The sequence below is a fragment of the Actinomyces sp. HPA0247 genome (genome assembly GCA_000411415.1).
Classification (GTDB): domain Bacteria; phylum Actinomycetota; class Actinomycetes; order Actinomycetales; family Actinomycetaceae; genus Pauljensenia.
Genome location: KE150451.1, coordinates 595,933 through 620,294, shown reverse-complemented (window position 1 = coordinate 620,294; position 24,362 = coordinate 595,933). Strand labels below are relative to the sequence as shown.

The following is a 24,362-nucleotide window of genomic DNA, read 5'->3' as shown; positions in this document are numbered from 1 at the left end:
GCGCTTGACTTGACGATGTCGGAAGAACTGCGTATTGTTTTCCTTGTTGCGCCGAACGGCAGCGAACGAAGCGAGAAGCTCGGATCGCGGAAACATGGCGCGGACCGCCTTTCGAAAACATGCGAGATATTCGTGTGCGCTTGATCGTGCAGGTGTTGTTTGTGAACTCGATAGTGTGTTTGTTTGTTTTTTATGCCTGTTTTTTGTTTTTGAGTGTTTTTGGTTGGGATTGCTGACTGGGCTTTGTGTCTGGTTGGTTTTTCTGGGCTTTAACGTTTTTGTTTTTGTTCGGAGAGTTTGATCCTGGCTCAGGACGAACGCTGGCGGCGTGCTTAACACATGCAAGTCGAACGCTGAAGCCCAGCTTGCTGGGTGGATGAGTGGCGAACGGGTGAGTAACACGTGAGTAACCTGCCCCCTTCTTTGGGATAACGCCCGGAAACGGGTGCTAATACTGGATATTCACTGATCTTCGCATGGGGGTTGGTGGAAAGGTTTTTTCTGGTGGGGGATGGGCTCGCGGCCTATCAGCTTGTTGGTGGGGTGATGGCCTACCAAGGCTTTGACGGGTAGCCGGCCTGAGAGGGTGACCGGTCACATTGGGACTGAGATACGGCCCAGACTCCTACGGGAGGCAGCAGTGGGGAATATTGCACAATGGGCGAAAGCCTGATGCAGCGACGCCGCGTGAGGGATGACGGCCTTCGGGTTGTAAACCTCTTTCGCTCATGGTCAAGCCGCAGCTTTGGGTTGTGGTGAGGGTAGTGGGTAAAGAAGCGCCGGCTAACTACGTGCCAGCAGCCGCGGTAATACGTAGGGCGCGAGCGTTGTCCGGAATTATTGGGCGTAAAGGGCTTGTAGGCGGTTGGTCGCGTCTGCCGTGAAATCCTCTGGCTTAACTGGGGGCGTGCGGTGGGTACGGGCTGACTTGAGTGCGGTAGGGGAGACTGGAACTCCTGGTGTAGCGGTGGAATGCGCAGATATCAGGAAGAACACCGGTGGCGAAGGCGGGTCTCTGGGCCGTTACTGACGCTGAGGAGCGAAAGCGTGGGGAGCGAACAGGATTAGATACCCTGGTAGTCCACGCTGTAAACGTTGGGCACTAGGTGTGGGGGCCACCCGTGGTTTCTGCGCCGTAGCTAACGCTTTAAGTGCCCCGCCTGGGGAGTACGGCCGCAAGGCTAAAACTCAAAGGAATTGACGGGGGCCCGCACAAGCGGCGGAGCATGCGGATTAATTCGATGCAACGCGAAGAACCTTACCAAGGCTTGACATGCACGGCGACACTGCAGAGATGTGGTGGCATTTAGTTGGTCGTGTGCAGGTGGTGCATGGTTGTCGTCAGCTCGTGTCGTGAGATGTTGGGTTAAGTCCCGCAACGAGCGCAACCCTTGCCCTATGTTGCCAGCACGTGATGGTGGGGACTCGTGGGGGACTGCCGGGGTTAACTCGGAGGAAGGTGGGGATGACGTCAAATCATCATGCCCCTTATGTCTTGGGCTTCACGCATGCTACAATGGTTGGTACAGAGGGTTGCGATACTGTGAGGTGGAGCGAATCCCTTAAAGCCAGTCTCAGTTCGGATTGGGGTCTGCAACTCGACCCCATGAAGGTGGAGTCGCTAGTAATCGCAGATCAGCAACGCTGCGGTGAATACGTTCTCGGGCCTTGTACACACCGCCCGTCACGTCACGAAAGTTGGTAACACCCGAAGCCCATGGCCTAACCGTTTTTGCGGGGGGAGTGGTCGAAGGTGGGATTGGCGATTGGGACGAAGTCGTAACAAGGTAGCCGTACCGGAAGGTGCGGCTGGATCACCTCCTTTCTAGGGAGCCCAGTTTTGTGGGGGACGATCATTGCGCCTGTTGTGGGTGTGTGGTTGTTTTCTTGTGCCTGCATGTGTACGCCACCTGATGTGGGTGGTGGGTGTGGGTGCGTTTCGTGGGTTGGGCATATAAAGTTTTTAGCAGATGAGCACACTGTCGGGTTCACGTTCAACACCGTGTGAGCGTCCGCCGCTTGTTGTGGTGGTTGCCTGCATGCCCGGCCTGGATCGTTTGTGGTTTGGGTGTCTGGGTGTGTGTGGTGGGTTGTTTGTGATTTGTATAGTGGTTGCGAGCATATTTGTTCTGTACTGTTTTTTGTGTTTTGTTTAGTTTTATTGGGCATTCGGTGGATGCCTTGGCATCAAGAGCTGATGAAGGACGTTGCGGCCTGCGATATGCCTCGGGGAGCTGGCGAGCGAGCGTTATTATCCGAGGGTGTCCGAATGGGGGAACCTAACCTGGGTTGTGCTGGGTTACCATCATCTGAACGTGTATAGGGTGGTGGGGGGAACGCGGGGAAGTGAAACATCTCAGTACCCGCAGGAAAAGATATTCCGTGAGTAGTGGCGAGCGAAAGCGGAGGAGGCTAAACCAGATGCGTGTGAGAGGCGGCGGCCGTTGCGTGTTTGGTGTTGTGGGGCCACATCGGATCCTTCTGCCGGGGGGTCGCGCGTGTTGTTGCTGGGAGTTGAACAGTCTGGGATGGCTGACCGTAGAGCGTGAGAGTCGTGTAAGCGGACCGGTGGCAGGGCGTGTGGGTGTGGTACCCGAGTAGCGCGGGACTCGTGAAATCTCGTGTGAATCTGCCAAGACCACTTGGTAAGCCTAAATACTACTTGATGACCGATAGTGCATAGTACCGTGAGGGAATGGTGAAAAGTACCCCGGGAGGGGAGTGAAATAGTACCTGAAACCGTGTGCCTGTAAGCCGTCAGAGCCTTGTGGGGTGATGGCGTGCCTTTTGAAGAATGAGCCTGCGAGTTAGTGATACGTGGCGTGCTTAACCCGTGTGGGGTATGCGTAGCGAAAGCGAGTCTGAAAGATGGCGTTTGTCGCGTGTTCTAGACCCGAAGCGGGGTGATCTACCCATGGTCAGGTTGAAGCAGAGGTAAGACTGTGTGGAGGACCGAACCCACCAGGGTTGAAAACCTGGGGGATGAACTGTGGGTAGGGGTGAAAGGCCAATCAAACTCCGTGATAGCTGGTTCTCCCCGAAATGCATTTAGGTGCAGCGTCGCGTGGTCCCTGGTGGAGGTAGAGCTACTGGATGGCCGATGGGCCCTATGGGTTACTGACGTCAGCCAAACTCCGAATGCCATTAGGTGTAGCGCGGCAGTGAGACTGCGGGGGATAAGCTTCGTAGTCGAGAGGGAAACAGCCCAGATCATCAGCTAAGGCCCCTAAGCGTACGCTAAGTGGGAAAGGATGTGGAGTCGCGGTGACAACCAGGAGGTTGGCTTAGAAGCAGCCATCCTTGAAAGAGTGCGTAATAGCTCACTGGTCAAGTGGTTCTGCGCCGACAATGTAGCGGGGCTCAAGCGTACCGCCGAAGCTGTGGCAACAACACGCAATGCTGGCGCCAGGAACTGGAGTGCTGGTGTGTTGTTGGGTAGGGGAGCGTCCTGCACGAGGTGAAGCCTGGAGGGAACTTCTGGTGGATTGTGTGGGAGTGAGAATGCAGGCATGAGTAACGAATCTGCGGTGAGAATCCGCAGCGCCGATTGACTAAGGGTTCCAGGGCTAGGTTTATCCGCCCTGGGTTAGTCGGGTCCTAAGGCGAGGCCGACAGGCGTAGTCGATGGACAACCAGTTGATATTCTGGTACCGCGTTATGACCGCCCATGCTGAAGTCATTGTGCTAACCAATTTGCTCACGCCGCCACTAAGCCTTCGGGTTTGTTGGTGTGTGTGGGTCTTGGGGCCCCGGTGATTGTAGGCAAGCGTGTTAACAGGGGTGACGCAGACAGGTAGCTGCAGTGCGCCGATGGTTGTGCGTATTTAAGGTTGTGGCCCGCCGCCCAGGTAAATCCGGGGGGCATGGAGGGTGAGAACTGATGAGGGACACACGCGTGTGTGGACTTGTGGTGATCCTATGCTGCCGAGAAAAGCCTCGACGTGAGGGCATAACGCGCCCGTACCCTAAACCGACTCAGGTGGTCAGGTAGAGTATACCGAGGCGTTCGAGTGAATCGTGGTTAAGGAACTCGGCAAAATTCCTCCGTAACTTCGGGATAAGGAGGACCCCGTGACTTCCCCGTGCCTTGCGCGCGGTGTGGGGTTGTGGGGTCGCAGAGAATAGGGAGAAGCGACTGTTTATCAAAAACACAGGTGCGTGCGAAGCCGTAAGGCGATGTATACGCACTGACGCCTGCCCGGTGCTGGAAGGTTAAGAGGAACCGTCAACACTCCTTGTGGGTGTGAAGCGGTGAATTTAAGCCCCAGTAAACGGCGGTGGTAACTATAACCATCCTAAGGTAGCGAAATTCCTTGTCGGGTAAGTTCCGACCTGCACGAATGGCGTAACGACTTCTCCGCTGTCTCAACCGCGAACTCGGTGAAATTGCAGTACGAGTAAAGATGCTCGTTTCGCGCAGAAGGACGGAAAGACCCCGGGACCTTTACTATAGCTTGGTATTGGTGTTCGCTTGGACTTGTGTAGGATAGGTGGGAGACTGTGAAGCTGCCGCGCCAGCGGTGGTGGAGTCGTCGTTGAAATACCATTCTGGTTCAAGCGGTCACCTCAACCTAGACCCGTGATCCGGGTTGGGGACAGTGCCTGGTGGGTAGTTTAACTGGGGCGGTTGCCTCCTAAAATGTAACGGAGGCGCTCAAAGGTTCCCTCAGCCTGGTTGGTAATCAGGTGGCGAGTGCAAGTGTACAAGGGAGCTTGACTGTGAGACCGACGGGTCGAGCAGGTGCGAAAGCAGGAACTAGTGATCCGGCCATGGCACGTGGGTGCGTGGTCGCTCAACGGATAAAAGGTACCCCGGGGATAACAGGCTGATCTTGCCCAAGAGTCCATATCGACGGCATGGTTTGGCACCTCGATGTCGGCTCGTCGCATCCTGGGGCTGGAGTTGGTCCCAAGGGTTGGGCTGTTCGCCCATTAAAGCGGTACGCGAGCTGGGTTCAGAACGTCGTGAGACAGTTCGGTCCCTATCCTCTGTGCGCGCAGGAAACTTGAGAAGGGCCGTCCCTAGTACGAGAGGACCGGGATGGACGAACCTCTGGTGTGCCAGTTGTACCGCCAGGTGCATGGCTGGTTGGCTACGTTCGGAAGGGATAACCGCTGAAAGCATCTAAGCGGGAAGCCTGCTTCAAGATGAGGTTTCCACGCCCCCACTGTGGGGTGAGAGGCCCCCGCCAGACTAGCGGGTTGATAGGCCAGAGGTGGAAGCACCGCGAGGTGCTCGTGAGCCGACTGGTACTAATGGGCCAACACTAAACAACACCCAACACACAAACAACGTTGGGGTGAACAAAAACCAGGCAACGAAACAGCCGCAACCACTATACAAACCACGATCAACCCACACCCCACCAAACACGGTGAGGGGAGTGTTGAACACCAATTCTTGTGGTGGTCATAGCACCGGGGAAACGCCCAGCCTCCATTCCGAACCTGGAAGCTAAGCCCGGCAGCGCCAATGGTACTGCAACCGCCAGGTTGTGGGAGAGTAGGACACCGCCACAACACACGTAAACGGAGGGCCTCACCCATCAGGGTGAGGCCCTCCGCGCATATATGCTCCATGACGATCCGCGCCGCGCCGGTGCTCGCAATGTTCATGGGACTTGTGTCCTAAGCAATAGCTATTCATCCTTGGCAGCGGCCTACCAAGCGCCTATAGTAGTTGATGTTTCAATAAGACTGTGAGAGGAAACATCATGGCTTCCGTTGCTATCGTTCTTGGCTCCGTGCGTCCCGGCCGCGCTGGCGAGCAGGTCGTTCGTTGGATTGAGGAGCAGGCGCGTCAGCTCGACGGCGTCTCCACCGTTTTCTTCGATCTGCGCGACTACCAGCTGCCGCTCTTTGCGGAGGAGATGCCCCCGTCGATGCAGGCCCCCGAGTTGCCCGAGGCTGTTCGTCTGCGCACGAACATCGAGGCGAATGACGCCGTTCTTTTCGTGACCCCCGAGTACAACCACTCGGTCTCCGCGGTTCTGAAGAACGCTATCGATTACCTGCCCCCGGCCACGCTCAAGGACAAGGCTGTTGGTCTCGTCGGCTACTCGTGGTACGGCGCTGTCAAGCCCCTCGAGCATCTGCGTGAGATCGTGTCGACCTTTGGGGCCGACGTTCGCGACCAGCAGGTTGGCATCAACCTTGGCTCTGACTTCCAGGACGGCGTTTTCCAGCCCTCCGACGAGCTGAACGCTCAGATCCGCGAGCTTCTCGCATCGCTTGCCTGAGAAGGCTTCGCGAACGGCTTCCCACGGGGTGACGCGGAGTCGGCTTGTTGGCGTCGTGCTTTGGCATGAGTGGTTGAACGTGCAACCGTGATGGGGCGGGGTTCAGGATGAAAGGGTGGGGCCCGGCAGGTAACTGCCGGGCCCCACCCTTTCTTAAGGGCGTCACTGGCGCGTCATTAGATCCACGAGGGGAGCCACATGTGTGCGCGCCAGAAGCTGTAGTCCACGACGTCCGCCCGCCATAGCGGCATAAAGTATGCCGCGCACGCGAGGATCATGATCGTCAGGACCGCTGCCAGTACCCAGCCCGTTAGCTCGGTGCGGCGGGGGAGTGGGGCGGTGAGGGGCTGGTCGTCGGCGGTGACCCACCCCGCCAGTACGGCGATGAGCCAGGCGACGGCGAGTGCCACGAAAGGTGCGAAGGCGACGGTGTAGAACGTGAAGATCGTGCGGTGTGCGTAGGCGAGCCAGGGAACGTATAGGGCGATGTAGCCAAGCGTGATGACGCCGGTGCGCCAGTTGCGGTACCGCACCGTTGCCCAGAGGACGACGATGAGTGCGCCAATCCCGATCCACCACAGGAGTGGATTGCCGAGGGCGACAATGTCGGTCGCGCACGTCCCGGATGTGCATCCTGTGACCTCGGGTCCGTTTGCCCAGTGGAAGGATGTTGCACGGTACTGTGCGAGCCACGTGTAGGGGCTGGACTGGTAGGTGTGCGGCGTGCTGAGCCCGTTGTGGAATGTCCACATTTCCTTGTGGTAGAGCCATAGGTCTGCGAGTGAACCCGCGAAGCCCGGGATTCCTGATCGACCGTGTCCGTGCGCGGCGGGGTGAGCAAACCACCCGAACCACGAGGCGATGTATGTCAGGATCGCGGTGGGAACCATGAGGATGAATGCCCACCAGATGTCGGCGAGGAGGGCGCCGCGGATGGGGGAGGGGTGACCGGCGCGCCAGCGGCATGTGACTTCGCGGAGGGCCACAAACAGGCCGAGGAAAGCGAGAGCGTAGATGCCCGACCACTTGACGGAGCAGGAGAGCCCTGCCAGGACTCCCGCTGCGAGCAGCCAAGGACGGTTGCCCGCATTCGGGCCGATCGCGAAGGGGCGTCGGTCCTGGCGGGTGAGGTAGGTGCGCAGGTCGGACCACCCCTGCCTCGGCGCGCCCAGGCCGTCCCATTCGCGTAGCTTAGCCAGCAGGCGCGGTCGGGATGTTTCCTGGTCCTTGACGACGCACAGGAATGCGGCCAGGGCGAACATCGTGAGGAAGCCGTCGAGGATGGATGTGCGGCTCATGACGATCGCCATGCCGTCGGTCGCCAGGAAGAGGCCAGCCAGGAGCGTCAGTGCTGGCGTGCGGAAGAGATTCTGGGCGAGTCGGCACAGAAGGAAGACGGTGATGATGCCGCAGATGGCGGCGGCGATGCGCCAGCCGACGGGGTCTGCCTGACCGAAAATCTTCATACCCAGCGCGATCAGCCACTTGCCGGTGGGCGGGTGCACCGGGTATCCGCCCACCGTGGACAGGCCGGAGACGTCGCCGGCGGCGAATGCTGCGTCGACGTCCTTGGCCCATGTTCCCTCGTACCCCAGCGTGAGGAGTGACCACGCGTCCTTCACGTAATAGGTCTCGTCGAAGATCAGCGTGCGGACGTTATCGAGGCCGGGGAGCCTGATGACGGCCGCGAGGATCGTCGCGATCGCGGTGGCGACCCATCCGGCCGCCGGAGTGGTCAGGCGATCCGCCCATCGCGGATGGCGCGGGGGAAGGGGGAGCTCGGAGGCAGGTGGGGTCGTCGAGTCGGCGTCAGGGGCCTCGGGGTGCTGTTTCTCGACAGAGGTGTCGGCCGTCGTCTCCTGCTCGAGGGGCTGCGTAGCCTCGTCGATCGTGTCGTTGTGTGTGTTCGCTGTATCCATCGCATCCGAGTCTAGCGGCCTCGTCGAGGCACAAGAACCGCGGTGCACATTCGCTCGCGCGCCCGGGGAGGATGTGCGGCGCAAGACTCTTGAGAATTGTTCTCGCTTGTGGCTATAATTTCGTGTACCCGAAAATTGCGTAGGAGCAATGATGTTTTCCTCAACAACGCGCAGCTTGGCCGCTGCCGCCGGGCTGGCAATGGCGACCGCCTCGCTGGCTGCGTGCACGCCCTCCTCCTCGGCCCACGGCCTCGCGGTCGTTGCCACGACCACGCAGATCTGCGACTACGTCACGCAGATCGCTGCTCATTCTGCCGACATTTCCCTCGACAAGACCGACGCTGCCGGAAAGAATAGCCACGTCGGCGCGCAGAACGACGGCGCCGCTCTCACCATGAGCCTGACCTGCCTGCTCGCCCCCAACGCATCCGCGCACGAGCACGAGATGACCCCCGCGCAGACCTCAGCGCTCGCGCAGGCCGACGTCATGGCGGTCTCCGGCGTCGACCTCGAGCACTTCCTCGACGACGCGGTCGCCTCCTCCGGCTTCAAGGGGCGCATGGTCGTCACCTCTGGAGTCCTGACTGCCGCCGACGTCGACAACCCGGGTACTCCCGACCCCGAGGGCCCCTACACGATTGATCGCGGAAGCGAACGCGTGGACGTCGCCCCGTGGCCGTTCCCGCCGGAGGAAGCGGGCGAGGAACCCGAGTTCCGCTTCGACCCGCACGTGTGGACTTCGCCGAAGGGCGCTCGCGTCCAGGTCGCTAACCTCGGCGCGGGCCTCGCGGCCGCGGCACCCGACGCCGCCTCGTCAATCAACGCAGCCACGGCCTCGTACCTGGAGGAGATTGACGCGCTCGATAAATGGACCGCCGAGGCCATCGAGACTGTGCCGGAGGGACAGCGCGTCCTCTTCACCTCCCACGACGCGTTCGGCTACTTCTCGAGGGACTACGGGATCCGCTTCATTGGCGCCGCCCTGTCCGACTTCAACGAGCAGCAGGACGCCACCGCCGACCACATCGCCAAGGCCGTCGCGGCCGTCAAGGAGTCCGGAGCGGTCGCGCTCTTCGCCGAAAACTCCAACAACTCCAAGTCCATCGAGGCGATTGCTCGCGCGGCCGGCGTGACCCCCATCGTGGGCGAGGACGCCATGTACGGCGACTCGCTGGGACCGGATGGCTCCGAGGGAGCCACCTACGTCGGCTCGATCATCCACAACGTGCGCGCCGTGACGCAGGCGTGGGGCGGCACCGTCCCGCAGCTGCCCGAACGGCTGAAGGACCAGTGATGGCACGGCTCGTCTCCTTTCACGACGCGGCGCTGGGGTATGGGAATACCCCGGCGCTGACCGGCCTGACCCTCGACGTGTTCGGGGGCCAGGCCCTCGCCCTTGTCGGCCCCAACGGAGGGGGCAAGACGACCCTCATGCGAGGTATCGTCGGCGGCTGCTCGGTTCTGTCCGGCAGCGTTGAGGTCGATGCAACGCGCATCGGCCTCGTGCCGCAGAGCGCCGACCTGGACCTTACCTTCCCAGTGAGCGCCGCCGAGGTCGTCACGATGGGACTCATCGCCGAGGCCGGCTGGGGCAGGCGCATCACCTCGGACATGCGCGCGCGGGTGAGCGCTGCCCTCGAGCGGGTGAACCTCAGCGACCGGGCGACCCACCGCTTCGGGACGCTCAGTGGGGGCCAGCGCCAGCGTGTCCTCGTCGCACGCGCCCTCGTTGCGCGCCCCGAGCTGGTCATGATGGACGAACCCTTCAACGGCCTCGACGCGCCCAGCCGCGACATCATCACGGGTCTCATCGCGGACCTGACAGCCGACGGCGTCGGCGTCATCGTGTCCACGCACGACCTGTCCCTCGCGCGCGACGTGTGCTCCCAGGCGTGCGTGCTCGCCTCCCGCCTCGTCGCCCTGGGGTCCACCGACGAAGCCCTCGCCCCCGAGGTCTTGGCGCGCGCCTACGGATCGAGCGCCGACGAGGCGATTGCGTCCCTGTCATGATCGCCCCCTACCTGGCGCGCCCTCTCGTTGTCCTTGGCCTGCTCGCGCTCGCGGTGGGACCGGCCTCGACGCTGGTCAACCTGCGCCGCGCCGAGTTCAGCGCTGAAACGATGGTCCACGGTGTCTTTCCCGGCATTGTCGTCGGCATGGCCCTTGGCGGGCGCGACGCGATCATCCCGGGCGGTGCCGTGTGCGCGGCCCTCATCGCGGCGGCGCTGACGGCGGCCTCGCGCAAACAGCGCCACTCCGAGGCGACGACCGCGGTCCTGCTCACCGCCTTCTTCTCCCTGGGCATCGTCATCTCCCTACGCATCGGGGACATGTCCGGGCAGCTCGAATCCCTCATGTTCGGCCGTCTCCTGGATATCACGCCCTCTCGATTGTCGGTGAGTGCTCTGGTCCTCGTGGTTGCGACCGCCCTGCTTGCCCTCACCTGGCGTGCACAGGTCGCGGTGGCCTTCGACCGCGAGGCCGCGCACGTTAGCGGCATCCCGGTCACCTGGATTGACATCGCTTTTAACGCGGCGCTCGGCGCGATCGTCGTCGCCGCGTCGACGGCCGTCGGGGTCCTCCTCGTCGTCGGATATCTTGTCGTGCCCGGAGCCTTCGGTCGCCTGCTCGCGTCGGGCCCACGCTCGATGGCGCTCCTGGCCGGCGCCTGCGCGCTCGTCGGGGGATGGGCCGGATTTGGCATCTCCCTCCTGCGTGCGCCGCGCCCGCTCTCCCCGCAGGCGTGCGTCGCCATGGGGGTCCTTGTCTGCTTCGCTGCCGCCTGCGCCATCCGCGGGATCCGCGGCCGGCGTGCCCAAGCGGTCGGAGCCGCGCGTGAAACGTCGCGTGAAACGACCGTGAGTGCCCGGGGAGGGGATCAGTCGTGATCGCCAGCCTCCTCCTGTACCCCGCGCTGCACGTGACGATCATCGGGGCCCTGGGCGGCCTCGTCGGCGCCTTCGCCTACCTGGACCGGCGCATCTTCTTCGCCGAATCCGTTACGCACGGGACCTTCCCCGGCGCGGTCCTCGGCGTGGTCATCGCAGCCGCCCTCGGATTCGGGCACTCCGGCATGTCGGCGGCGCTCTACGTTGGAGCGTTCCTTGGGACGATCCCGCTCGTCGCCCTCATGCGCTGGCTCGCCACGATCCCCGGCATCTCCAGCCAAGGAGCGGCCGGCATCGTGCTGACCGCGGGTTTTGCTTCCGGTTACTTCCTAGCGACCTGGTTCAAGCCCCTGCCCCTCGCGGTCAATTCTTTCCTGACCGGCTCCGTCATGACGGTCTCGCCAGCTGACGTCGCCTGGGCCGGTGCCGTCTTCGCGGTCGCCCTTCTTGTCGTGATGCTGGGCGGGCGCCAGCTGATTGCCCACTGCTTCGACCCCTCTAGCCCAGCCGCAGCCGCGCGGGCCTCTCGCCACGAACTCGTCATCCTCGGACTCATCCTCGCGTCGGTCACCGTGGCGATCCCGGCGGTCGGTACGATCCTGTCGATCGCGCTCATTGCCGCGCCAGCCGCGGCGCTCGCGCCCCTCGTGCGCAGCTCTCGTGCCTTCCTCATCGGCTGCCCGCTGCTCGGCGCGCTCCTGGGGATCTCCGGCCTCGCCATTGCCGTCCCCGCGCGCCTCAGCGCAGGCGGAACCATCGCGCTCCTGTGCGCCGCGTGCGTCCTCGCCTCGCGCGTCCCCCAATGGCGGGCGGGTACGACGCGGACGCGCCGTGCACGCGCAGGAAACCAGTGAGACGATACGGGCATGGAAGCAGCGACCGACACGACCAACGCCCCCGAGGTTGCCTCGACGTCCAAGGATGCTCGCACGCAGGAGGCCTACCGCCAGGAGGCGGGGACCATCCTGCTGGCCGCGACCCCCATCGGTGACGTGCGTGACGCGTCCCCGCGCGTCGTCGCCGCTCTCGAAGGGGCGGACATCGTCGCCGCCGAAGACACGCGCCGCGCGCTCGCCCTGGCCTCACGCCTGGGCATCAAGCTGGGCGGCCGACTGATCGCCCTGCACGACCATAACGAGGCCGACAAGGCCTCGGGTATCGTCGAGGCCGCCAAGGGTGGGGCGCGCGTCGTCTTCGTCTCCGACGCGGGCATGCCCACGGTCTCCGACCCGGGATTCCGACTGGCTCGCGCCGCCATCGAAGCGGGCGTTCCCCTGTCCGTCCTGCCCGGCCCCTCCGCGCCGCTCGTCGCCCTCGCGCTGTCCGGCCTGCCCTCCGACCGCTTCGCCTTCGAGGGATTCCTGCCGCGCAAGGACGGGGAGGCCACGCGCTACCTGCAGGACCTGGCCACCGACCCGCACACGCTCATCTTCTTCGAGTCACCCCGTCGCGCGGCCGCCACGCTCACGCGCATGGCCGAGGTGCTGGGCGCCGACCGCGCCGCCGCGCTGTGCCGCGAGCTCACGAAAGACTATGAGGAGGTGCGCCGCGGCACGCTCGGCGAGCTCGCGGCCGGCGCCGACGACGTCCTCGGCGAAGTGACGATTGTCGTCGCCGGATACGAGCGCAGCGCGCGCGCCGAAGACCACGTCGGAGCGGTCCTCGCGCTCGCGGCGGAAGGGATGCGCCTCAAAGACGCCGCGGCCGAGGTAGCCGCGGCGACGGGCGCGCGCAAGAACGACCTCTACAAGGCGGCGCTTGCCGCGAAGTGACGAGGCCCGGGCGGCAACGAGGCCCGGGCACCGTCAGGGAATTTGCTCAGACGAGCAAGACGCCCTCCGACGTCATCCACTGACGGGCCGACGCGCCCAGCTCCTCGGTCACGGGGGCGGTCAGCTCGCGCAGGACACGCGTCGGGAATCCGGCGTGGACAGCGTCCACGGCCGTGCACGCGACGCAGTGCGACTCCGCCAGGCCCACGACGTCCACATCCGTAATGCCGGCGTCGCGCAGCGCCTCCTCCAGCGTCTTCCCATCCTCGGTCGTTCCCTCGAAGCCCGAGTAAGCAGCCTTGTACTGGCCCTTCTTGACCGTCACATCCGCGTTCACGTTCGCGAGCGCCGGGTGCAGCTCGGCCTCGTCCGTGCCGGCCACGCCGTGCGGGGGCCACGTGTCTACGAAATCCGGGTTCTCCGAGAAGTGCTCGCCCGGATCGATGTGCCAATCCTGCGTGGTCACGATCAGCTGATACTCGTCGCGGTGCGCGTCCACGTAGGCGGCCACGGCCTCGGCGATAGCGTTACCGCCCGTCACCGGGAGGGCACCGCCTTCGCAGAACGTGGGCTGAACGTCGACAATGATGAGAGCGCGGGGCATGAGACCTCCCAGAAAATTCAGTGATTTCCTCAAGAATATCACCCCGGTCACAGTCGCCCAAAGGCTGTTTCAATTCCTCGCGATGTGGCCGGTTCCCCGTTCGTGAGCGCTACGCAGTATTGTTAGGGGCTATGAGTCGTATTCTGTCCGCCGTCGCATGGCCCTACGCCAACGGCCCCCGTCATATTGGCCACGTTGCGGGATTCGGTGTCCCCTCCGACGTTTTCTCCCGGTACATGCGAATGGCCGGCCACGACGTCCTCATGGTCTCCGGCACCGATGAACACGGAACCCCCATCCTGGTGGCCGCCGACGGCGCTGGCATGAGCGCCCGCGAACTCGCCGACCGCAACAACCGCCTCATCGTCGAGGACCTCGTGGCGCTCGGCCTGTCCTACGACCTCTTCACCCGCACGACCGCCGGTAACCACTACCGCGTCGTCCAGGACATGTTCGCCACCGTGCGCGACAACGGCTACATGATCGAGCAGGTCACGCGTGCCGCCATCTCTCCGTCCACCGGCCGCACCCTGCCCGACCGCTACATTGAGGGCACCTGTCCGATCTGTGGCGCCGAGGGCGCGCGTGGCGATCAGTGCGACAACTGCGGCAACCAGATGGACCCGACCGAGCTCATCAACCCGCACTCGCGCATCAACGGTGAGACCCCCAAGTTCGTGGAGTCCGTCCACTACTTCCTCGACCTGCCCGCCCTCGCCGAGGCCCTGTCCGCCTGGCTCGACGAGCGCGAGAAGTCCGGCACCTGGCGTCCCAACGTCATCAAGTTCTCCCAGAACTTCCTCGAGGACATCCGCCCCCGCGCGATGACGCGCGACATCGACTGGGGTATCCCGGTCCCCGGCTGGGAGGACCAGCCCACCAAGCGTCTCTACGTGTGGTTCGACGCCGTCATCGGCTACCTGAGTGCCTCCATCGAGTGGGCGCGCCGCACCGGCGACCCCGAGGCCTGGCGCAAGTGGTGGAACGACCCCGAGGCCCTGTCCTACTACTTCATGGGCAAGGACAACATCGTCTTCCACTCCCAGATCTGGCCCGCCGAGCTGCTCGGCTACAACGGCCAGGGTTCGAAGGGTGGCGCTCCCGGCGACCTGGGTGTCCTCAACCTGCCCACCGAGGTCGTCTCCTCCGAGTTCCTCACCATGGAGGGCAAGAAGTTCTCCTCCTCGCACGGCATCGTCATCTACGTGCGCGACTTCCTCTCGCGCTACCAGGCCGACGCCCTGCGCTACTTCATCAGCGCGGCGGGCCCCGAGACCTCGGACTCCGATTTCACGTGGGCCGAGTTCGTGCGCCGCACCAACGGCGAGCTTGTCGCCGGCTGGGGCAACCTGGTCAACCGCACCGCCTCCATGATCGCCAAGAAGTTCGGCGAGATCCCCGCCCCGGGTGAGCTCGAGGACATCGACCGCGCGCTCCTGGACGCCGTCGAGGCCGGTTTCGACACCGTCGGCAACCTGATCCGCCACCACCGCCAGAAGGCGGCGCTATCCGAGGCCATGCGCCTGGTGGGCGAGGCCAACAAGTACGTGACCGACACCGAGCCCTTCAAGCTCAAGGCCCCCGAGCAGCGCGAGCGCCTCGCGACGGTCCTGTGGACCCTCGCCCAGGCGGTGACGGACCTCAACCTCATGCTCTCCCCGTTCCTGCCCCACGCCGCCAACGACATCGACCGCGTCATGGGTGGTGCCGGCGAGATCGCGCCGATGCCTCGCATCGAAGAGGTCGCCGAGCTCGACCCGCAGGTCCTGCCCGCCGACTTCGAGGGCCGCGACGGCTACCCGATCATCACGGGCGACTACACGAACGTGCCCACCTGGGAGCGTCACCCGATCACGCCCGGCACCCCGATCGCCAAGCCCACGCCCGTGTTCGTCAAGCTCGACGAATCCATCGTCGAGGAGGAGCTTGCCCGCTACGCGGACGCTCACCCCGACGATGTGACGGGCGCCTGATCTGAGGTTTTCCTTGGCAGGACGCCACTCGTGAAGAGTGTGACGGACGTGTGAGCGCGCGCGGGCGGGACGGATGAGTCCCGCCCGCGCGCTCGTCTATCCCGGGGTGTTACCGTGAGGTCATGGCCGAAGATTTTCTCGCGTCCGCCCTCGCCGCCGAGGCCTCGTCGCGCGCCCCGCAAGATCCCGACTACCCGCTCTTTCACGTCGCGCCCCCGGTGGGCCGCCTGAACGACCCGAACGGCCTCATTGAGATCGACGGGACGTATCACGCGTTCTTCCAGTACACGCCCGAGCACCCGCGCAAGCTCGTCTACTGGGGTCACGCCACCTCCTCGGACCTGACCCACTGGGACTACCATGCCCCCGCGATCCTGCCTGACACCCACCAGGACGCCAACGGTGCCTACTCGGGCACGGCGATCGAGGTCGGCGATCACGTTGAGCTGTGGTACACGGGCAATTACAAGGATCCCGAGACGGGGGAGCGCGAGGCCACCCAGTGCGTCGTCACCACGACGGATATGGTTCACTTCGATAAGCACGTGCCCCCGATCATCGGCCGCCAGCCGGAGGGATACACGGCGCATTTCCGTGACCCGCAGGTGTGGCGCGACGCGGACGGCTCCTACCGGATGCTGCTCGGCGTCCAGCGCGAGAACCTCACGGGCGCGGCCCTGCTCTACCGCTCCGCGGACCTGCGCGCGTGGGAGTGCGAGGGTGAGATGACCTTCCCCGACGCCGGCGGCACCTTTGACGCGTTCGGCTACATGTGGGAGTGCCCCAACCTGGTGCGCCTCGTCGACGAAGAATCGGGTGAGGCGCGCGACGTCCTGATCTTCTGCCCGCAGGGCATCTCGCCCGAGCGCGAGGGTTTCGAGAACGTCTTCCCGTGCGTCGCCATCGTCGGCGAGCTCGTGGGGACCGAGCTGCGCGGGGCCGACGGCTCCTTCGAGGAGCTCGACCGCGGCACCGAGTTCTACGCACCCCAGATCATGGCCCGCTTCGCCTCCTCCTCGCCTGACGCGGCGACCCTCCTCTTCGGTTGGGCGGGTAACGCCGGGGAGGACGACCAGCCCTCCATCGCGACCGGCGGCTGGGTGCACTGCTTCACCGCCCCGCGCGCCCTGACCCTGCGTGGGGGCAGCGTCATCGCCCGCCCGTACCTGCCGGGCCTGCCCCTGGCGCCCGCCACACTCGAGGGTGTTCCCGGGGACGAGGCCGGGGCACGCATTGCGGAGCTCGCTGGGTCGCGCTCGTGGCGCCTCGCTTTCGACGCCTCCTACGACGGGGCCTTGTCCGTGCAGATCGGTTCCGGCTCCGGCCTGTCGATCACTTTGGAAGACGGACGCCTGAGCGTCGACCTGACGGGCACGCGCTACCCCCATGGCGGCCGCCGCGTCGTCACCCTGGAGGCGGGGGAGGCCAGCCGCGTCGAGATCCTCCACGACCGTTCCATCACCGAGATCTACCTGGGCGACGGCTCGCGCGTCTTCACGACCCGCAGCTTCCTGAACGGCGACGGCTCCGGCGTGACCCTCACGGGCGCCGCTTCCGTGACGAACGTGAGCGCCGCGCGCGCCGACTAAGCGACCCGCGCACGAGGCCGTGGCTGCTCAGGTGGCCCCGGCCTCGTCGTATGTGTGCGGTCTCTCATGCTCTGACCTGAGACGATCCCTCTCGTACCTTGCGTTCGCGGCTCGTTCGCCCGTAGTATGTCAATCGATTGCTACACACCGCCCAGCGCGGCGTAACAATGGCGTTGCGCGTGGGGTTTTCAGAAAGGAATGTGATCAGCGATGGATCACGCCAAGGTGGCAGGAGAGGTCGTCGAAGCAGTCGGCGGCGCCTCCAACATCAGCGCAGCAGCACACTGTGCAACCCGTCTCCGCCTGGTGATCGCGGACGAGTCCAAGATCAATCAGCAGGCCCTTGACGACAATGAAGATCTGAAGGGCACATTCGCCGCCGGCGGCATGTTCCAGATCATCGTCGGCCCCGGCGATGTCGACCAGGTGTACGCTCACATGGTCTCCGACCACGGCGTGCGCGAGGTCTCCAAGGATGAAGCCAAGGAAGAAGCCGAGGCTGGTGGCAACATCTTCTCGCGCTTCATCAAGATGATCGCCGACATCTTCGTTCCAGTCCTCCCGGCCCTGATCGCCGGTGGTCTCCTCATGGCCCTCCACTCGGTCCTCACGGCCGAGGGGCTTTTCGGCGAGCGGTCCGTCATCCAGATGTATCCGGCGATGACCGACTATGACGCGCTCATCAACCTCGTGTCATCCGCGGCCTTCGCGTTCCTGCCCGTACTCGTCGGTTTCTCGGCTGCCAAGCGCTTTGGAGGCAACACCTACCTGGGCGCCGCGATGGGTGCTGCCATGGTGTCGCCCTCGCTGCTGTCCGCCTACTCCATGACGGATGCCGCGGCCGCCGCCAAGTTCTGGGCCTACACGGACCAGTCCTCCGTGTGGCACCTCTTCGGCCTCGAGGTCAGCAAGGTCGGCTACCAGGCGATGGTCATCCCCACCCTGGTCGTTACCTGGATCATGTGCCTCATCGAAAAGAGTCTGCACAAGGTCCTCAAGGGCACCGCGGACTTCCTGCTGACCCCGCTCATCACCCTGCTGATCACCGGCTTCCTGGCCTTCGTCGTCGTCGGCCCCGTGACCCGCGAGCTCTCCAACTACCTGACCTACGGCATCAACTGGGCGTACACGACCCTCGGCATCTTTGGTGGGCTCATCTTCGGTTTCTTCTACAGCGCCATCGTTGTCACCGGCCTGCACCAGTCGTTCCCGGCCATCGAAATTCCGCTCCTGCCCTCCAATGGTGGCGTCGGCGACTTCATCTTCCCGATCGCCTCCATGGCGAACGTCGCGCAGGGCGCAGCCGCCCTGGCCGTCTTCTTCAAGACCCGCGACGCCAAGCTCAAGGGCCTGGCTGGCGCCGGTGGCGTGTCCGCCGTCTTCGGTATCACCGAGCCCGCGATCTTCGGCGTCAACCTGCGTCTGCGCTGGCCCTTCTACTGCGCGATGGTGTCCGCCGCCATCGGCTCGGCGGGCGTCGCCCTGCTGAACGTGCGCGGTCAGGCCCTCGGCGCCGCAGGTTTCGTCGGCTTCGTGTCGATCATCCCCAAGTCGATCCCCGCCTACCTGGCCCTCGAGGTCCTCGTCTTCGTCATCTCCTTCGGCCTCACCTTCGGCTACGCCATGACGCGAGGCAAGGCTGACATGGAGGGCCGCGCGCCCGCCGCCAAGGCTGCCGCTCCCGTGGCCGCGGCTGCTGCTTCTTCCGCAGCTCCGGCTCCCGCTGCAGCCCCGGCTGCCGCCGCTGCTCCCGCTGCAGCCGTTGCTCCCGCTGCCGCCCCGTCTTTTAGCGACGAGGCAGTGGCTGACCTCTCGGTCTCCTCGCCCCTTGCGGGCACCGCGATTCCGCTCGAGCAGGTCAAGGATGAGTCCTTCGCCAAGGGCATGCTCGGCCCCGGCATTGGCATCGAGCCCGCCGACGGCCTCGTCGTGGCGCCCTTCGATGGCACCGTGACCGTCGCGTTCCCGACCGGCCACGCCTACGGCCTCAAGTCCGCGTCCGGCGTCCAGGTCCTCATCCACGTTGGCATGGACACCGTCAAGCTCGACGGCAAGGGCTTCACGCCCCGCGTCGCCAAGGGCGACATCGTGCGCCGTGGCGACGTCCTCGCCGAGGTTGACCTCGACGTGATCCGCGAGGCCGGCTACGAGACCATCACGCCCGTCGTCGTGACGAACAAGAAGAAGCTCGGTGCGATCACCCCGGTCGCGAGCGGGCAGATCCAGCGCGGCGACGCGCTGCTCGACGTGGCCCCCAAGGAGGCCTGAGCCTTCCGGGAGTTACTCTCGACATAACGGGTGGGCGGCATCAGCAGTGCGCTGGTGCCGCCCACCCGTCTGTTGAACCGGCAGAGTCGTATGCGCGTTTCGTTGTGGTGGCACTCGTTGTGGGGAGCTTGTGTTCTCGGGCGCGGGTGTCGACTGTACAGTCTGTGGCTGCTGCGAGGCCTGTCGACGGTGAACAAAGGTGTTGGCGGTTTCAAAGTCGCCCCGTCATAGCGTCCGGTCAAGTCCTCTGCGCGAATAAGTTCGCCCTGCTCGGCCTGGTGTGGGTGTGAGCGCGAAAAAATTCGCCCTGCAGGCGCGAAAGAGGCGAAAAACGCCGTTTTTAGGAGTGCTGGGCGAACTTTTTCGCGGTTCTGTTGTGGTGTGGGGTGTGCTGGGCGAACTTTTTCGCGGAACCGCTGTAGAACGGGGGCGCTGGGAGAGTTTTGTACCGGTTGGGCTGCTGGCGGGGGCGTGTTGGGGGAGTTTTGTGCCGGGTTTGGCACTGGGCGCGGTACAAAGTTCTCCCTGCTGGGGGTCGTGGGGGTGGATGCGGTACAAAGTTCTCCCTGCTCGTGCAAAACTGGCTGAAATGGGCCTTTTTGGGCGTGTTGGGAGAGTTTTGTACCGGGTGGGCTGCTGGCGGGGGCGTGTTGGGAGAGTTTTGTACCGGGTGTGTTGATGTGCGCTCGCGGCTAGGCGATCTGCCCGCAGCAAAGGGCTGAACCTGCGGACGGGGGTCTGCTCGCAGATTACGGCCGAACATGCGGATAGGGCTGAATCTGCGGACGGGGGCCTGCTCGCAGATTAGGGCCGAACATGCGGATAGGTTGTGCACACGCGGATAGGTTATGACGATGCGGATAGCTTATTAACCTATCCGTATGCCAATAACCTATCCATATGCGGATAACCTATCCGCGTGCGTAGCTGTGGGCGCTCGCGGGGGCTAAGAAAATGACGCGGAACAGCGACAATCGTGACTGGTGGGAGCCTCGCGCCGCGTGACGCACTCAGGCGTTGATCGAGCGCCCCGGAATCAGCGTCCCCGGGAACTCGACCGTCTGGGCGTGGGGTGCCCCGGTCTCGTCGGATGAGGGACGCGGCGCCTTGCCCTCGATCTGATCGAGGAGGATCGTCACCGCCTCCTGCGCGATCGCCGCGATGGGTTGGCGAATTGTTGCAAGGTGAGGCAGAGCGCGGCGCATCGTCTCCGTGCCATCGAAGCCGATGACCGACAGATCCGTGGGGACAGCCAGCTCGCGCGTGCGCGCCCACTCGAGGACCTCGGCCGCTGCCAGGTCGTCGGTCGCGAAAACGCCGTCGATGGGAGCGGCGGCGCGGGCCTCATCCAGGGCGTCGCGCACCATCGCGAAACGTTGCGGTGTCGGCGTATCGAAGGGCACGGTCACCACGCGCGGGGTCAGTCCGGCGCGTGTCACCTCAGTGCGGTAGCCTGCCTCGCGCAGATTGCGCGGACCCGAACGCGAGGTGAGCAGCAGCGGATAGCGGCATCCGCCCTCGATGAGAGCGCGCGTCGCCATGGCGCCCGCCTCCTCGTTCGCGCAGCGCACGTTCGGGATGGATGGGCTCAGCTCGCGGTCGATCGTCACCAGCGGCATGCGGATTGTGTCGTATTCGCCCAGGCCCTCGTTGTGGGCGCCCGAGATGATGCCATCCACACGGTTGCCCACGAGGAGCGACAGGTATTCGCGCTCGCGGTCCGCCCTGCCCATGGAATTGCAGATAAGGATGCGGTATCCGGCGTCGGCGAGGGCGTTTTCGACCTCGACGGCCAGCTCGCCGAAGAAGGGGAGAGACACGGCCGGAACGATGAGGCCGACCGTCTGCGTGCGTTTTCCGTGCAGGGCGCGCGCCAGGGAATTAGGGCGATATCCCAGCGTCTTGATCGCGTCGGCGACGTTCTGCTTCGTCTTTTCCGAGAGGTATCCGCGGTTGTTGAGGACGCGCGACACGGTCGTCAGGCTCACTCCGGCCAGCTCGGCGACGTCGGCCAGCGTGGGTTCGCGCGAACTCATGCGGGGTTTCCTTTCCTTCCCTCGGTACTTCTCCATTGTAGTTGGTTGGGTGGGAGGGAGCCGTCCATCACGTCGGCGAGGCCGGGGCGCAGGGGTACGAAAGGGCGTCGTCACGCGGGAGCGAGCGAGGGGTCCGTTCCATGGTTTGCCAGCATTTATAAGGGTGATGTATCCCATGTCACGGTCTGTGATATCGGGTTTTGCGCGGGTATCTGAGCCCGTTACCATGGGCCGTACGGGCACCTGTGTCTCACGATGGACATACCCGCACTTGAAAGGAACAACCATGATTTCCCGCACCGTTGCAATTGGTTCCTCCGTTGGCCTCCACGCGCGTCCCGCGAACATTCTTGCCGAGGCCGTTGATGACTCCGGCGTCGACGTGACCATCTCCCTGGGTGAAGAGGAAGCTGACGCCGCGTCGCTCCTCGAGATCATGACCCTGGGCGCCAAGCACGGCGACGTTGTCACGCTGTCCACCGAGGATGATTCCGCGGGTGCGGTGCTCGACTCGCTCGTTGAGCTGCTCTCGCGCGACCTCGACCAGGAGTGAACTGATGGCGACGCACGACGTCCTGCACGGCATCGGCGTCTCCGCCGGTACCGCAGCAGCCCCCGCCGCGATCGTCCAGCCCGCCCCCGGTGTTGACACGACGGAGCCGGGCAGTGTCGATGCTGCCGCCGACGGCGCGCGTGTCCGCGAGGCGCTCGCTGCCGTTTCCGCTCGCCTGAAAGAGCGCGCCGCGAACGCGCCGGAGGAGACGAAGGCGATCCTGAAGGCCACCGCTCAGCTCGCGGGTGACCGCGGCCTGGCCAAGGCCGTCGACAAGAAGCTCAAGAAGGGTCTGGGCATCACTCAGGCCGTCCACGATGCTGTCGAGGACTATGCGCAGATGCTGCGCGGCCTGGGCGGCTACATGGCCGAGCGCGCGACCGATCTCTACGACGTGCGCGATCGCGCGATCTGCGAGCTTCGCGGCCTGCCCGAGCCCGGCGTCCCGGCCTTTGATGGCCCCGTCGTCCTCGTGGCCCACGATCTGGCCCCCGCCGAGACCGCGACCCTGGACCCCGATACCGTTCTCGGCATCATCACCGAGGTCGGCGGCCCCACCTCGCACACGGCGATCCTGGCCGCCCAGCTGGGTATTCCCGCGATCGTGAAGGCCGCGGGCATCATGGGTGTCGCCGAAGGTACGATGCTGGCCCTCGACGGTGGCGTCGGCGAGGTGATCATCGCCCCCACCGACGACGAGGTGGACCTGCTCAAGGAACGCTCGCGTCGCCGCGCGCTCGCCCTGGCCGGTTCGACCGGCAAGGGCGCGACCTACGACGGCTACCCCGTCAAGCTCCTGGCCAATATCGGCACGGTTGACGACGCGATGAAGGCCTCGAAGTTCGACCTTGAGGGCTCGGGCCTGTTCCGCACGGAGTTCCTGTTCCTGGAGCGTTCGGAGGCCCCGACGCTGGAGGAACAGACCGACACTTACACGAAGGTCCTGCAGGCCTTCGGATCGCGTCGCGTGGTCGTTCGTACCCTCGATGCGGGCGCCGACAAGCCGCTGAGCTTCGCTGATCTGGGTGCCGAAGAGAACCCCGCCCTGGGTGTGCGCGGCCTGCGCCTGTGCCAGGTGCGCGAGGACCTCATTGATACGCAGCTGCAGGCTCTGGCCGCCGCCCACAAGGCGACGGGTGCGGAGCTCTGGGTCATGGCCCCCATGGTCTCGACCGCTGACGAAGCCAAGTGGTTCGCCGACAAGGCGCGCGGCTACGGCCTGCCCAAGGTCGGCATCATGATCGAGGTGCCTGCGGCTGCCCTGCGCGCCGAGCAGCTCCTGTCGATCGTGGACTTCGCGTCTATCGGCACGAACGACCTGACCCAGTACACGATGGCCGCCGACCGTCTGGACGGCAACCTGGCGCCCCTCCTGGATCCGTGGCAGCCCGCGGTCCTCGAGATGATCCGCCACGCCTGCAACGGCGGTCGTGCGACGGGCAAGCCGATTGGCGTGTGTGGCGAGGCGGGCGGTGACCCGCTGCTCGCCTTGGTCCTCACGGGCCTGGGTGTTGCCTCCCTGTCGATGGCGCCCTCGAAGGTCAACGCCGTGCGCGCCGCCCTGCGTATGCACGACCTGGCGACCTGTCAGCAGATGGCGGCCTACGCGGTGGATGCGCCCAACGCGAAGGAAGGCCGTGAGAACGTCCTGAAGCTGGTGGCTCCGGCGATGCTGGATCTGCTCTGATTCGACGCTTCTGACACATAACGGGGTGGGCCCGGGAACCAAGCGGTTCCCGGGCCCACCCCGTTTGCGCGTGCGTTGCCAGGCGCCGCGTCAGTCCCTGTGGATCGCGTCCGCCGGATTCGATGCCGCCGACGGGGCATCCGCCTTCCGGTTCTTCTTGGAACGTCCAGAGAAGAGCGCGGTGAGAATCAAGATCACGCCCAGCGCTGCGATCGAGCTGATCCCGAGGATCGGCAGGTTGAAGTTCGTTACGTAGGCCTCGGCGATGAGGAAAATTCCCACCATGCACACGAGGAGCGCCCACACGAAGGAACCGACCCGCACGCCCCTGCTCGGTGCTTCGGGCAGCGTGCGCACATCGACGGGGCCTCTCGGCGCGCTCCACGTGGCGTTGACACCCGGGGTCGGGCCCAGCGCTGCACCGGGAGCACCCAGGGGCTCCTGACGACGATGGGGTGCCCCGGCCTCGTGCCCTGCGGGAATGGACTCACCTGTGGAGGCCGGGTCGAAGGCGGTGCGCCCGCCCGCCCCTACGGAGCCGGCAGAAGAGCCTGCCTGCGCATGCGGCCCCTGCGCGCCCGATGCGCCCGCCTGGCTCGCAGTCCCAGCGTCTGAGCGAAAGGGGTCGGTGGGCATCTGGGCAGTCGGTGACTCGCGGAAGACTGCCAGCGGATCCGAGGACAGATCCGGCGAGGAGGTCGGCAGCTCCGTCGTCGCGTCCGTGCCGACGCCGACAGTCGGCGCGGGGATCGTCGGCAGCGGCGTCGTTGCATCGAATTCGGGCAGCTCGGTGGTGAGGTCGTCGCTCGAGGTGGTCATGGTCGTGGTCCTTCC

The 24,362-nt window shown here is 64.6% G+C and carries 15 protein-coding genes and 3 rRNA genes; 14 read left to right on the top strand and 4 right to left on the bottom strand.

Translation table 11 applies throughout. From position 1 onward, the window contains the following. Positions 1–285: 285 nt before the first annotated feature. From HMPREF1478_RS07780 to HMPREF1478_RS07765, 4 genes are all read left to right on the top strand, one after another. Positions 286–1,825: ribosomal RNA gene (locus HMPREF1478_RS07780) — 16S ribosomal RNA — on the top strand. A 324-nt stretch (positions 1,826–2,149) separates the two neighbouring features. Then, positions 2,150–5,276: ribosomal RNA gene (locus HMPREF1478_RS07775) — 23S ribosomal RNA — on the top strand. 126 nt (positions 5,277–5,402) lie between these two features. Beyond that, a 5S ribosomal RNA gene (gene rrf, locus HMPREF1478_RS07770) occupies positions 5,403–5,520 on the top strand. Together the 16S, 23S and 5S rRNA genes form the textbook arrangement of a ribosomal RNA operon. A gap of 194 nt (positions 5,521–5,714) precedes the next feature. Beyond that, positions 5,715–6,239 (top strand): NADPH-dependent FMN reductase, encoded by a 525-nt coding sequence (locus HMPREF1478_RS07765; protein ID WP_016461538.1) that lies wholly within the window; start codon positions 5,715–5,717, stop codon positions 6,237–6,239. A gap of 176 nt (positions 6,240–6,415) precedes the next feature. Here HMPREF1478_RS07765 and HMPREF1478_RS07760 read toward each other — a convergent pair whose 3' ends face one another. Further along, the gene (locus HMPREF1478_RS07760; RefSeq protein WP_016461537.1) at positions 6,416–8,158 is read right to left on the bottom strand and encodes a dolichyl-phosphate-mannose--protein mannosyltransferase; all 1,743 of its coding nucleotides are present in this window, start codon (positions 8,156–8,158) and stop codon (positions 6,416–6,418) included. A gap of 151 nt (positions 8,159–8,309) precedes the next feature. Here HMPREF1478_RS07760 and HMPREF1478_RS07755 point away from each other — a divergent pair, with 151 nt between their 5' ends. Genes HMPREF1478_RS07755 through rsmI form a run of 5 tightly spaced genes read left to right on the top strand, consistent with a single transcriptional unit; the run spans position 8,310 to position 12,818 of the window. Then, positions 8,310–9,452: a metal ABC transporter substrate-binding protein gene (locus HMPREF1478_RS07755; RefSeq protein ID WP_016461536.1), complete on the top strand. Its 1,143-nt coding sequence runs from the start codon at positions 8,310–8,312 to the stop codon at positions 9,450–9,452. Beyond that, positions 9,452–10,168 (top strand): metal ABC transporter ATP-binding protein, encoded by a 717-nt coding sequence (locus HMPREF1478_RS07750; RefSeq protein WP_016461535.1) that lies wholly within the window; start codon positions 9,452–9,454, stop codon positions 10,166–10,168. Before HMPREF1478_RS07755 ends, HMPREF1478_RS07750 begins: the two co-directional genes overlap by 1 nt. Beyond that, positions 10,165–11,046 carry a metal ABC transporter permease gene (locus tag HMPREF1478_RS07745; protein ID WP_016461534.1) on the top strand — a complete coding sequence of 294 codons (882 nt, stop codon included), beginning with the start codon at positions 10,165–10,167 and terminating at the stop codon, positions 11,044–11,046. Before HMPREF1478_RS07750 ends, HMPREF1478_RS07745 begins: the two co-directional genes overlap by 4 nt. Then, positions 11,043–11,900 (top strand): metal ABC transporter permease, encoded by an 858-nt coding sequence (locus HMPREF1478_RS07740; RefSeq protein ID WP_016461533.1) that lies wholly within the window; start codon positions 11,043–11,045, stop codon positions 11,898–11,900. Before HMPREF1478_RS07745 ends, HMPREF1478_RS07740 begins: the two co-directional genes overlap by 4 nt. Before the next feature lie 12 nt (positions 11,901–11,912). Further along, positions 11,913–12,818, top strand: a complete 906-nt coding sequence (gene rsmI / locus HMPREF1478_RS07735; protein ID WP_016461532.1) for a 16S rRNA (cytidine(1402)-2'-O)-methyltransferase — start codon at positions 11,913–11,915, stop codon at positions 12,816–12,818. Between the two features lie 46 nt (positions 12,819–12,864). Here rsmI and HMPREF1478_RS07730 read toward each other — a convergent pair whose 3' ends face one another. Next, the gene (locus HMPREF1478_RS07730; RefSeq protein ID WP_016461531.1) at positions 12,865–13,422 is read right to left on the bottom strand and encodes an isochorismatase family protein; all 558 of its coding nucleotides are present in this window, start codon (positions 13,420–13,422) and stop codon (positions 12,865–12,867) included. 131 nt (positions 13,423–13,553) lie between these two features. Here HMPREF1478_RS07730 and metG point away from each other — a divergent pair, with 131 nt between their 5' ends. The 3 genes from metG to HMPREF1478_RS07715 all read left to right on the top strand — a co-directional run bounded on the left by metG (position 13,554) and on the right by HMPREF1478_RS07715 (position 19,252). Then, entirely contained in the window at positions 13,554–15,395 is a 1,842-nt protein-coding gene (gene metG / locus HMPREF1478_RS07725) for a methionine--tRNA ligase (protein WP_016461530.1), read from the top strand. A gap of 122 nt (positions 15,396–15,517) precedes the next feature. Beyond that, a complete protein-coding gene (locus tag HMPREF1478_RS07720; RefSeq protein WP_016461529.1) occupies positions 15,518–16,984 on the top strand; it encodes a glycoside hydrolase family 32 protein in 1,467 nt (488 codons plus the stop codon). Between the two features lie 210 nt (positions 16,985–17,194). Beyond that, complete coding sequence (locus tag HMPREF1478_RS07715) at positions 17,195–19,252, top strand: sucrose-specific PTS transporter subunit IIBC (protein ID WP_016461528.1); 2,058 nt, start codon at positions 17,195–17,197, stop codon at positions 19,250–19,252. A 1,010-nt stretch (positions 19,253–20,262) separates the two neighbouring features. Here the strand turns inward: HMPREF1478_RS07715 and HMPREF1478_RS07710 are convergent. Continuing rightward, the gene (locus HMPREF1478_RS07710; RefSeq protein ID WP_016461527.1) at positions 20,263–21,288 is read right to left on the bottom strand and encodes a LacI family DNA-binding transcriptional regulator; all 1,026 of its coding nucleotides are present in this window, start codon (positions 21,286–21,288) and stop codon (positions 20,263–20,265) included. A 286-nt stretch (positions 21,289–21,574) separates the two neighbouring features. Between HMPREF1478_RS07710 and HMPREF1478_RS07705 the strand changes: the two genes are divergently transcribed. Together HMPREF1478_RS07705 and ptsP are read left to right on the top strand one after the other, a co-directional pair. After that, positions 21,575–21,841 (top strand): HPr family phosphocarrier protein, encoded by a 267-nt coding sequence (locus HMPREF1478_RS07705; protein WP_016461526.1) that lies wholly within the window; start codon positions 21,575–21,577, stop codon positions 21,839–21,841. 4 nt (positions 21,842–21,845) lie between these two features. Beyond that, positions 21,846–23,528 carry a phosphoenolpyruvate--protein phosphotransferase gene (gene ptsP, locus HMPREF1478_RS07700; protein ID WP_016461525.1) on the top strand — a complete coding sequence of 561 codons (1,683 nt, stop codon included), beginning with the start codon at positions 21,846–21,848 and terminating at the stop codon, positions 23,526–23,528. Between the two features lie 90 nt (positions 23,529–23,618). Here the strand turns inward: ptsP and HMPREF1478_RS07695 are convergent, their stop codons facing one another. Then, positions 23,619–24,347 carry a hypothetical protein gene (locus HMPREF1478_RS07695; protein WP_016461524.1) on the bottom strand — a complete coding sequence of 243 codons (729 nt, stop codon included), beginning with the start codon at positions 24,345–24,347 and terminating at the stop codon, positions 23,619–23,621. Positions 24,348–24,362 lie beyond the last annotated feature (15 nt).

What these genes read in the sequence shown, in the direction of transcription:
- HMPREF1478_RS07755 (WP_016461536.1), top strand. Translation starts at nt 8,310, where the DNA reads ATGTTTTCCTCAACAACGCGCAGCTTGGCCGCTGCCGCCGGGCTGGCA.
- HMPREF1478_RS07720 (WP_016461529.1), top strand. Translation starts at nt 15,518, where the DNA reads ATGGCCGAAGATTTTCTCGCGTCCGCCCTCGCCGCCGAGGCCTCGTCG.
- HMPREF1478_RS07695 (WP_016461524.1), bottom strand. Translation starts at nt 24,347, where the DNA reads ATGACCACCTCGAGCGACGACCTCACCACCGAGCTGCCCGAATTCGAT.
- HMPREF1478_RS07730 (WP_016461531.1), bottom strand. Translation starts at nt 13,422, where the DNA reads ATGCCCCGCGCTCTCATCATTGTCGACGTTCAGCCCACGTTCTGCGAA.
- HMPREF1478_RS07710 (WP_016461527.1), bottom strand. Translation starts at nt 21,288, where the DNA reads ATGAGTTCGCGCGAACCCACGCTGGCCGACGTCGCCGAGCTGGCCGGA.
- HMPREF1478_RS07765 (WP_016461538.1), top strand. Translation starts at nt 5,715, where the DNA reads ATGGCTTCCGTTGCTATCGTTCTTGGCTCCGTGCGTCCCGGCCGCGCT.
- HMPREF1478_RS07745 (WP_016461534.1), top strand. Translation starts at nt 10,165, where the DNA reads ATGATCGCCCCCTACCTGGCGCGCCCTCTCGTTGTCCTTGGCCTGCTC.
- HMPREF1478_RS07715 (WP_016461528.1), top strand. Translation starts at nt 17,195, where the DNA reads ATGGATCACGCCAAGGTGGCAGGAGAGGTCGTCGAAGCAGTCGGCGGC.
- HMPREF1478_RS07750 (WP_016461535.1), top strand. Translation starts at nt 9,452, where the DNA reads ATGGCACGGCTCGTCTCCTTTCACGACGCGGCGCTGGGGTATGGGAAT.
- HMPREF1478_RS07760 (WP_016461537.1), bottom strand. Translation starts at nt 8,158, where the DNA reads ATGGATACAGCGAACACACACAACGACACGATCGACGAGGCTACGCAG.
- ptsP (WP_016461525.1), top strand. Translation starts at nt 21,846, where the DNA reads ATGGCGACGCACGACGTCCTGCACGGCATCGGCGTCTCCGCCGGTACC.
- HMPREF1478_RS07705 (WP_016461526.1), top strand. Translation starts at nt 21,575, where the DNA reads ATGATTTCCCGCACCGTTGCAATTGGTTCCTCCGTTGGCCTCCACGCG.
- rsmI (WP_016461532.1), top strand. Translation starts at nt 11,913, where the DNA reads ATGGAAGCAGCGACCGACACGACCAACGCCCCCGAGGTTGCCTCGACG.
- metG (WP_016461530.1), top strand. Translation starts at nt 13,554, where the DNA reads ATGAGTCGTATTCTGTCCGCCGTCGCATGGCCCTACGCCAACGGCCCC.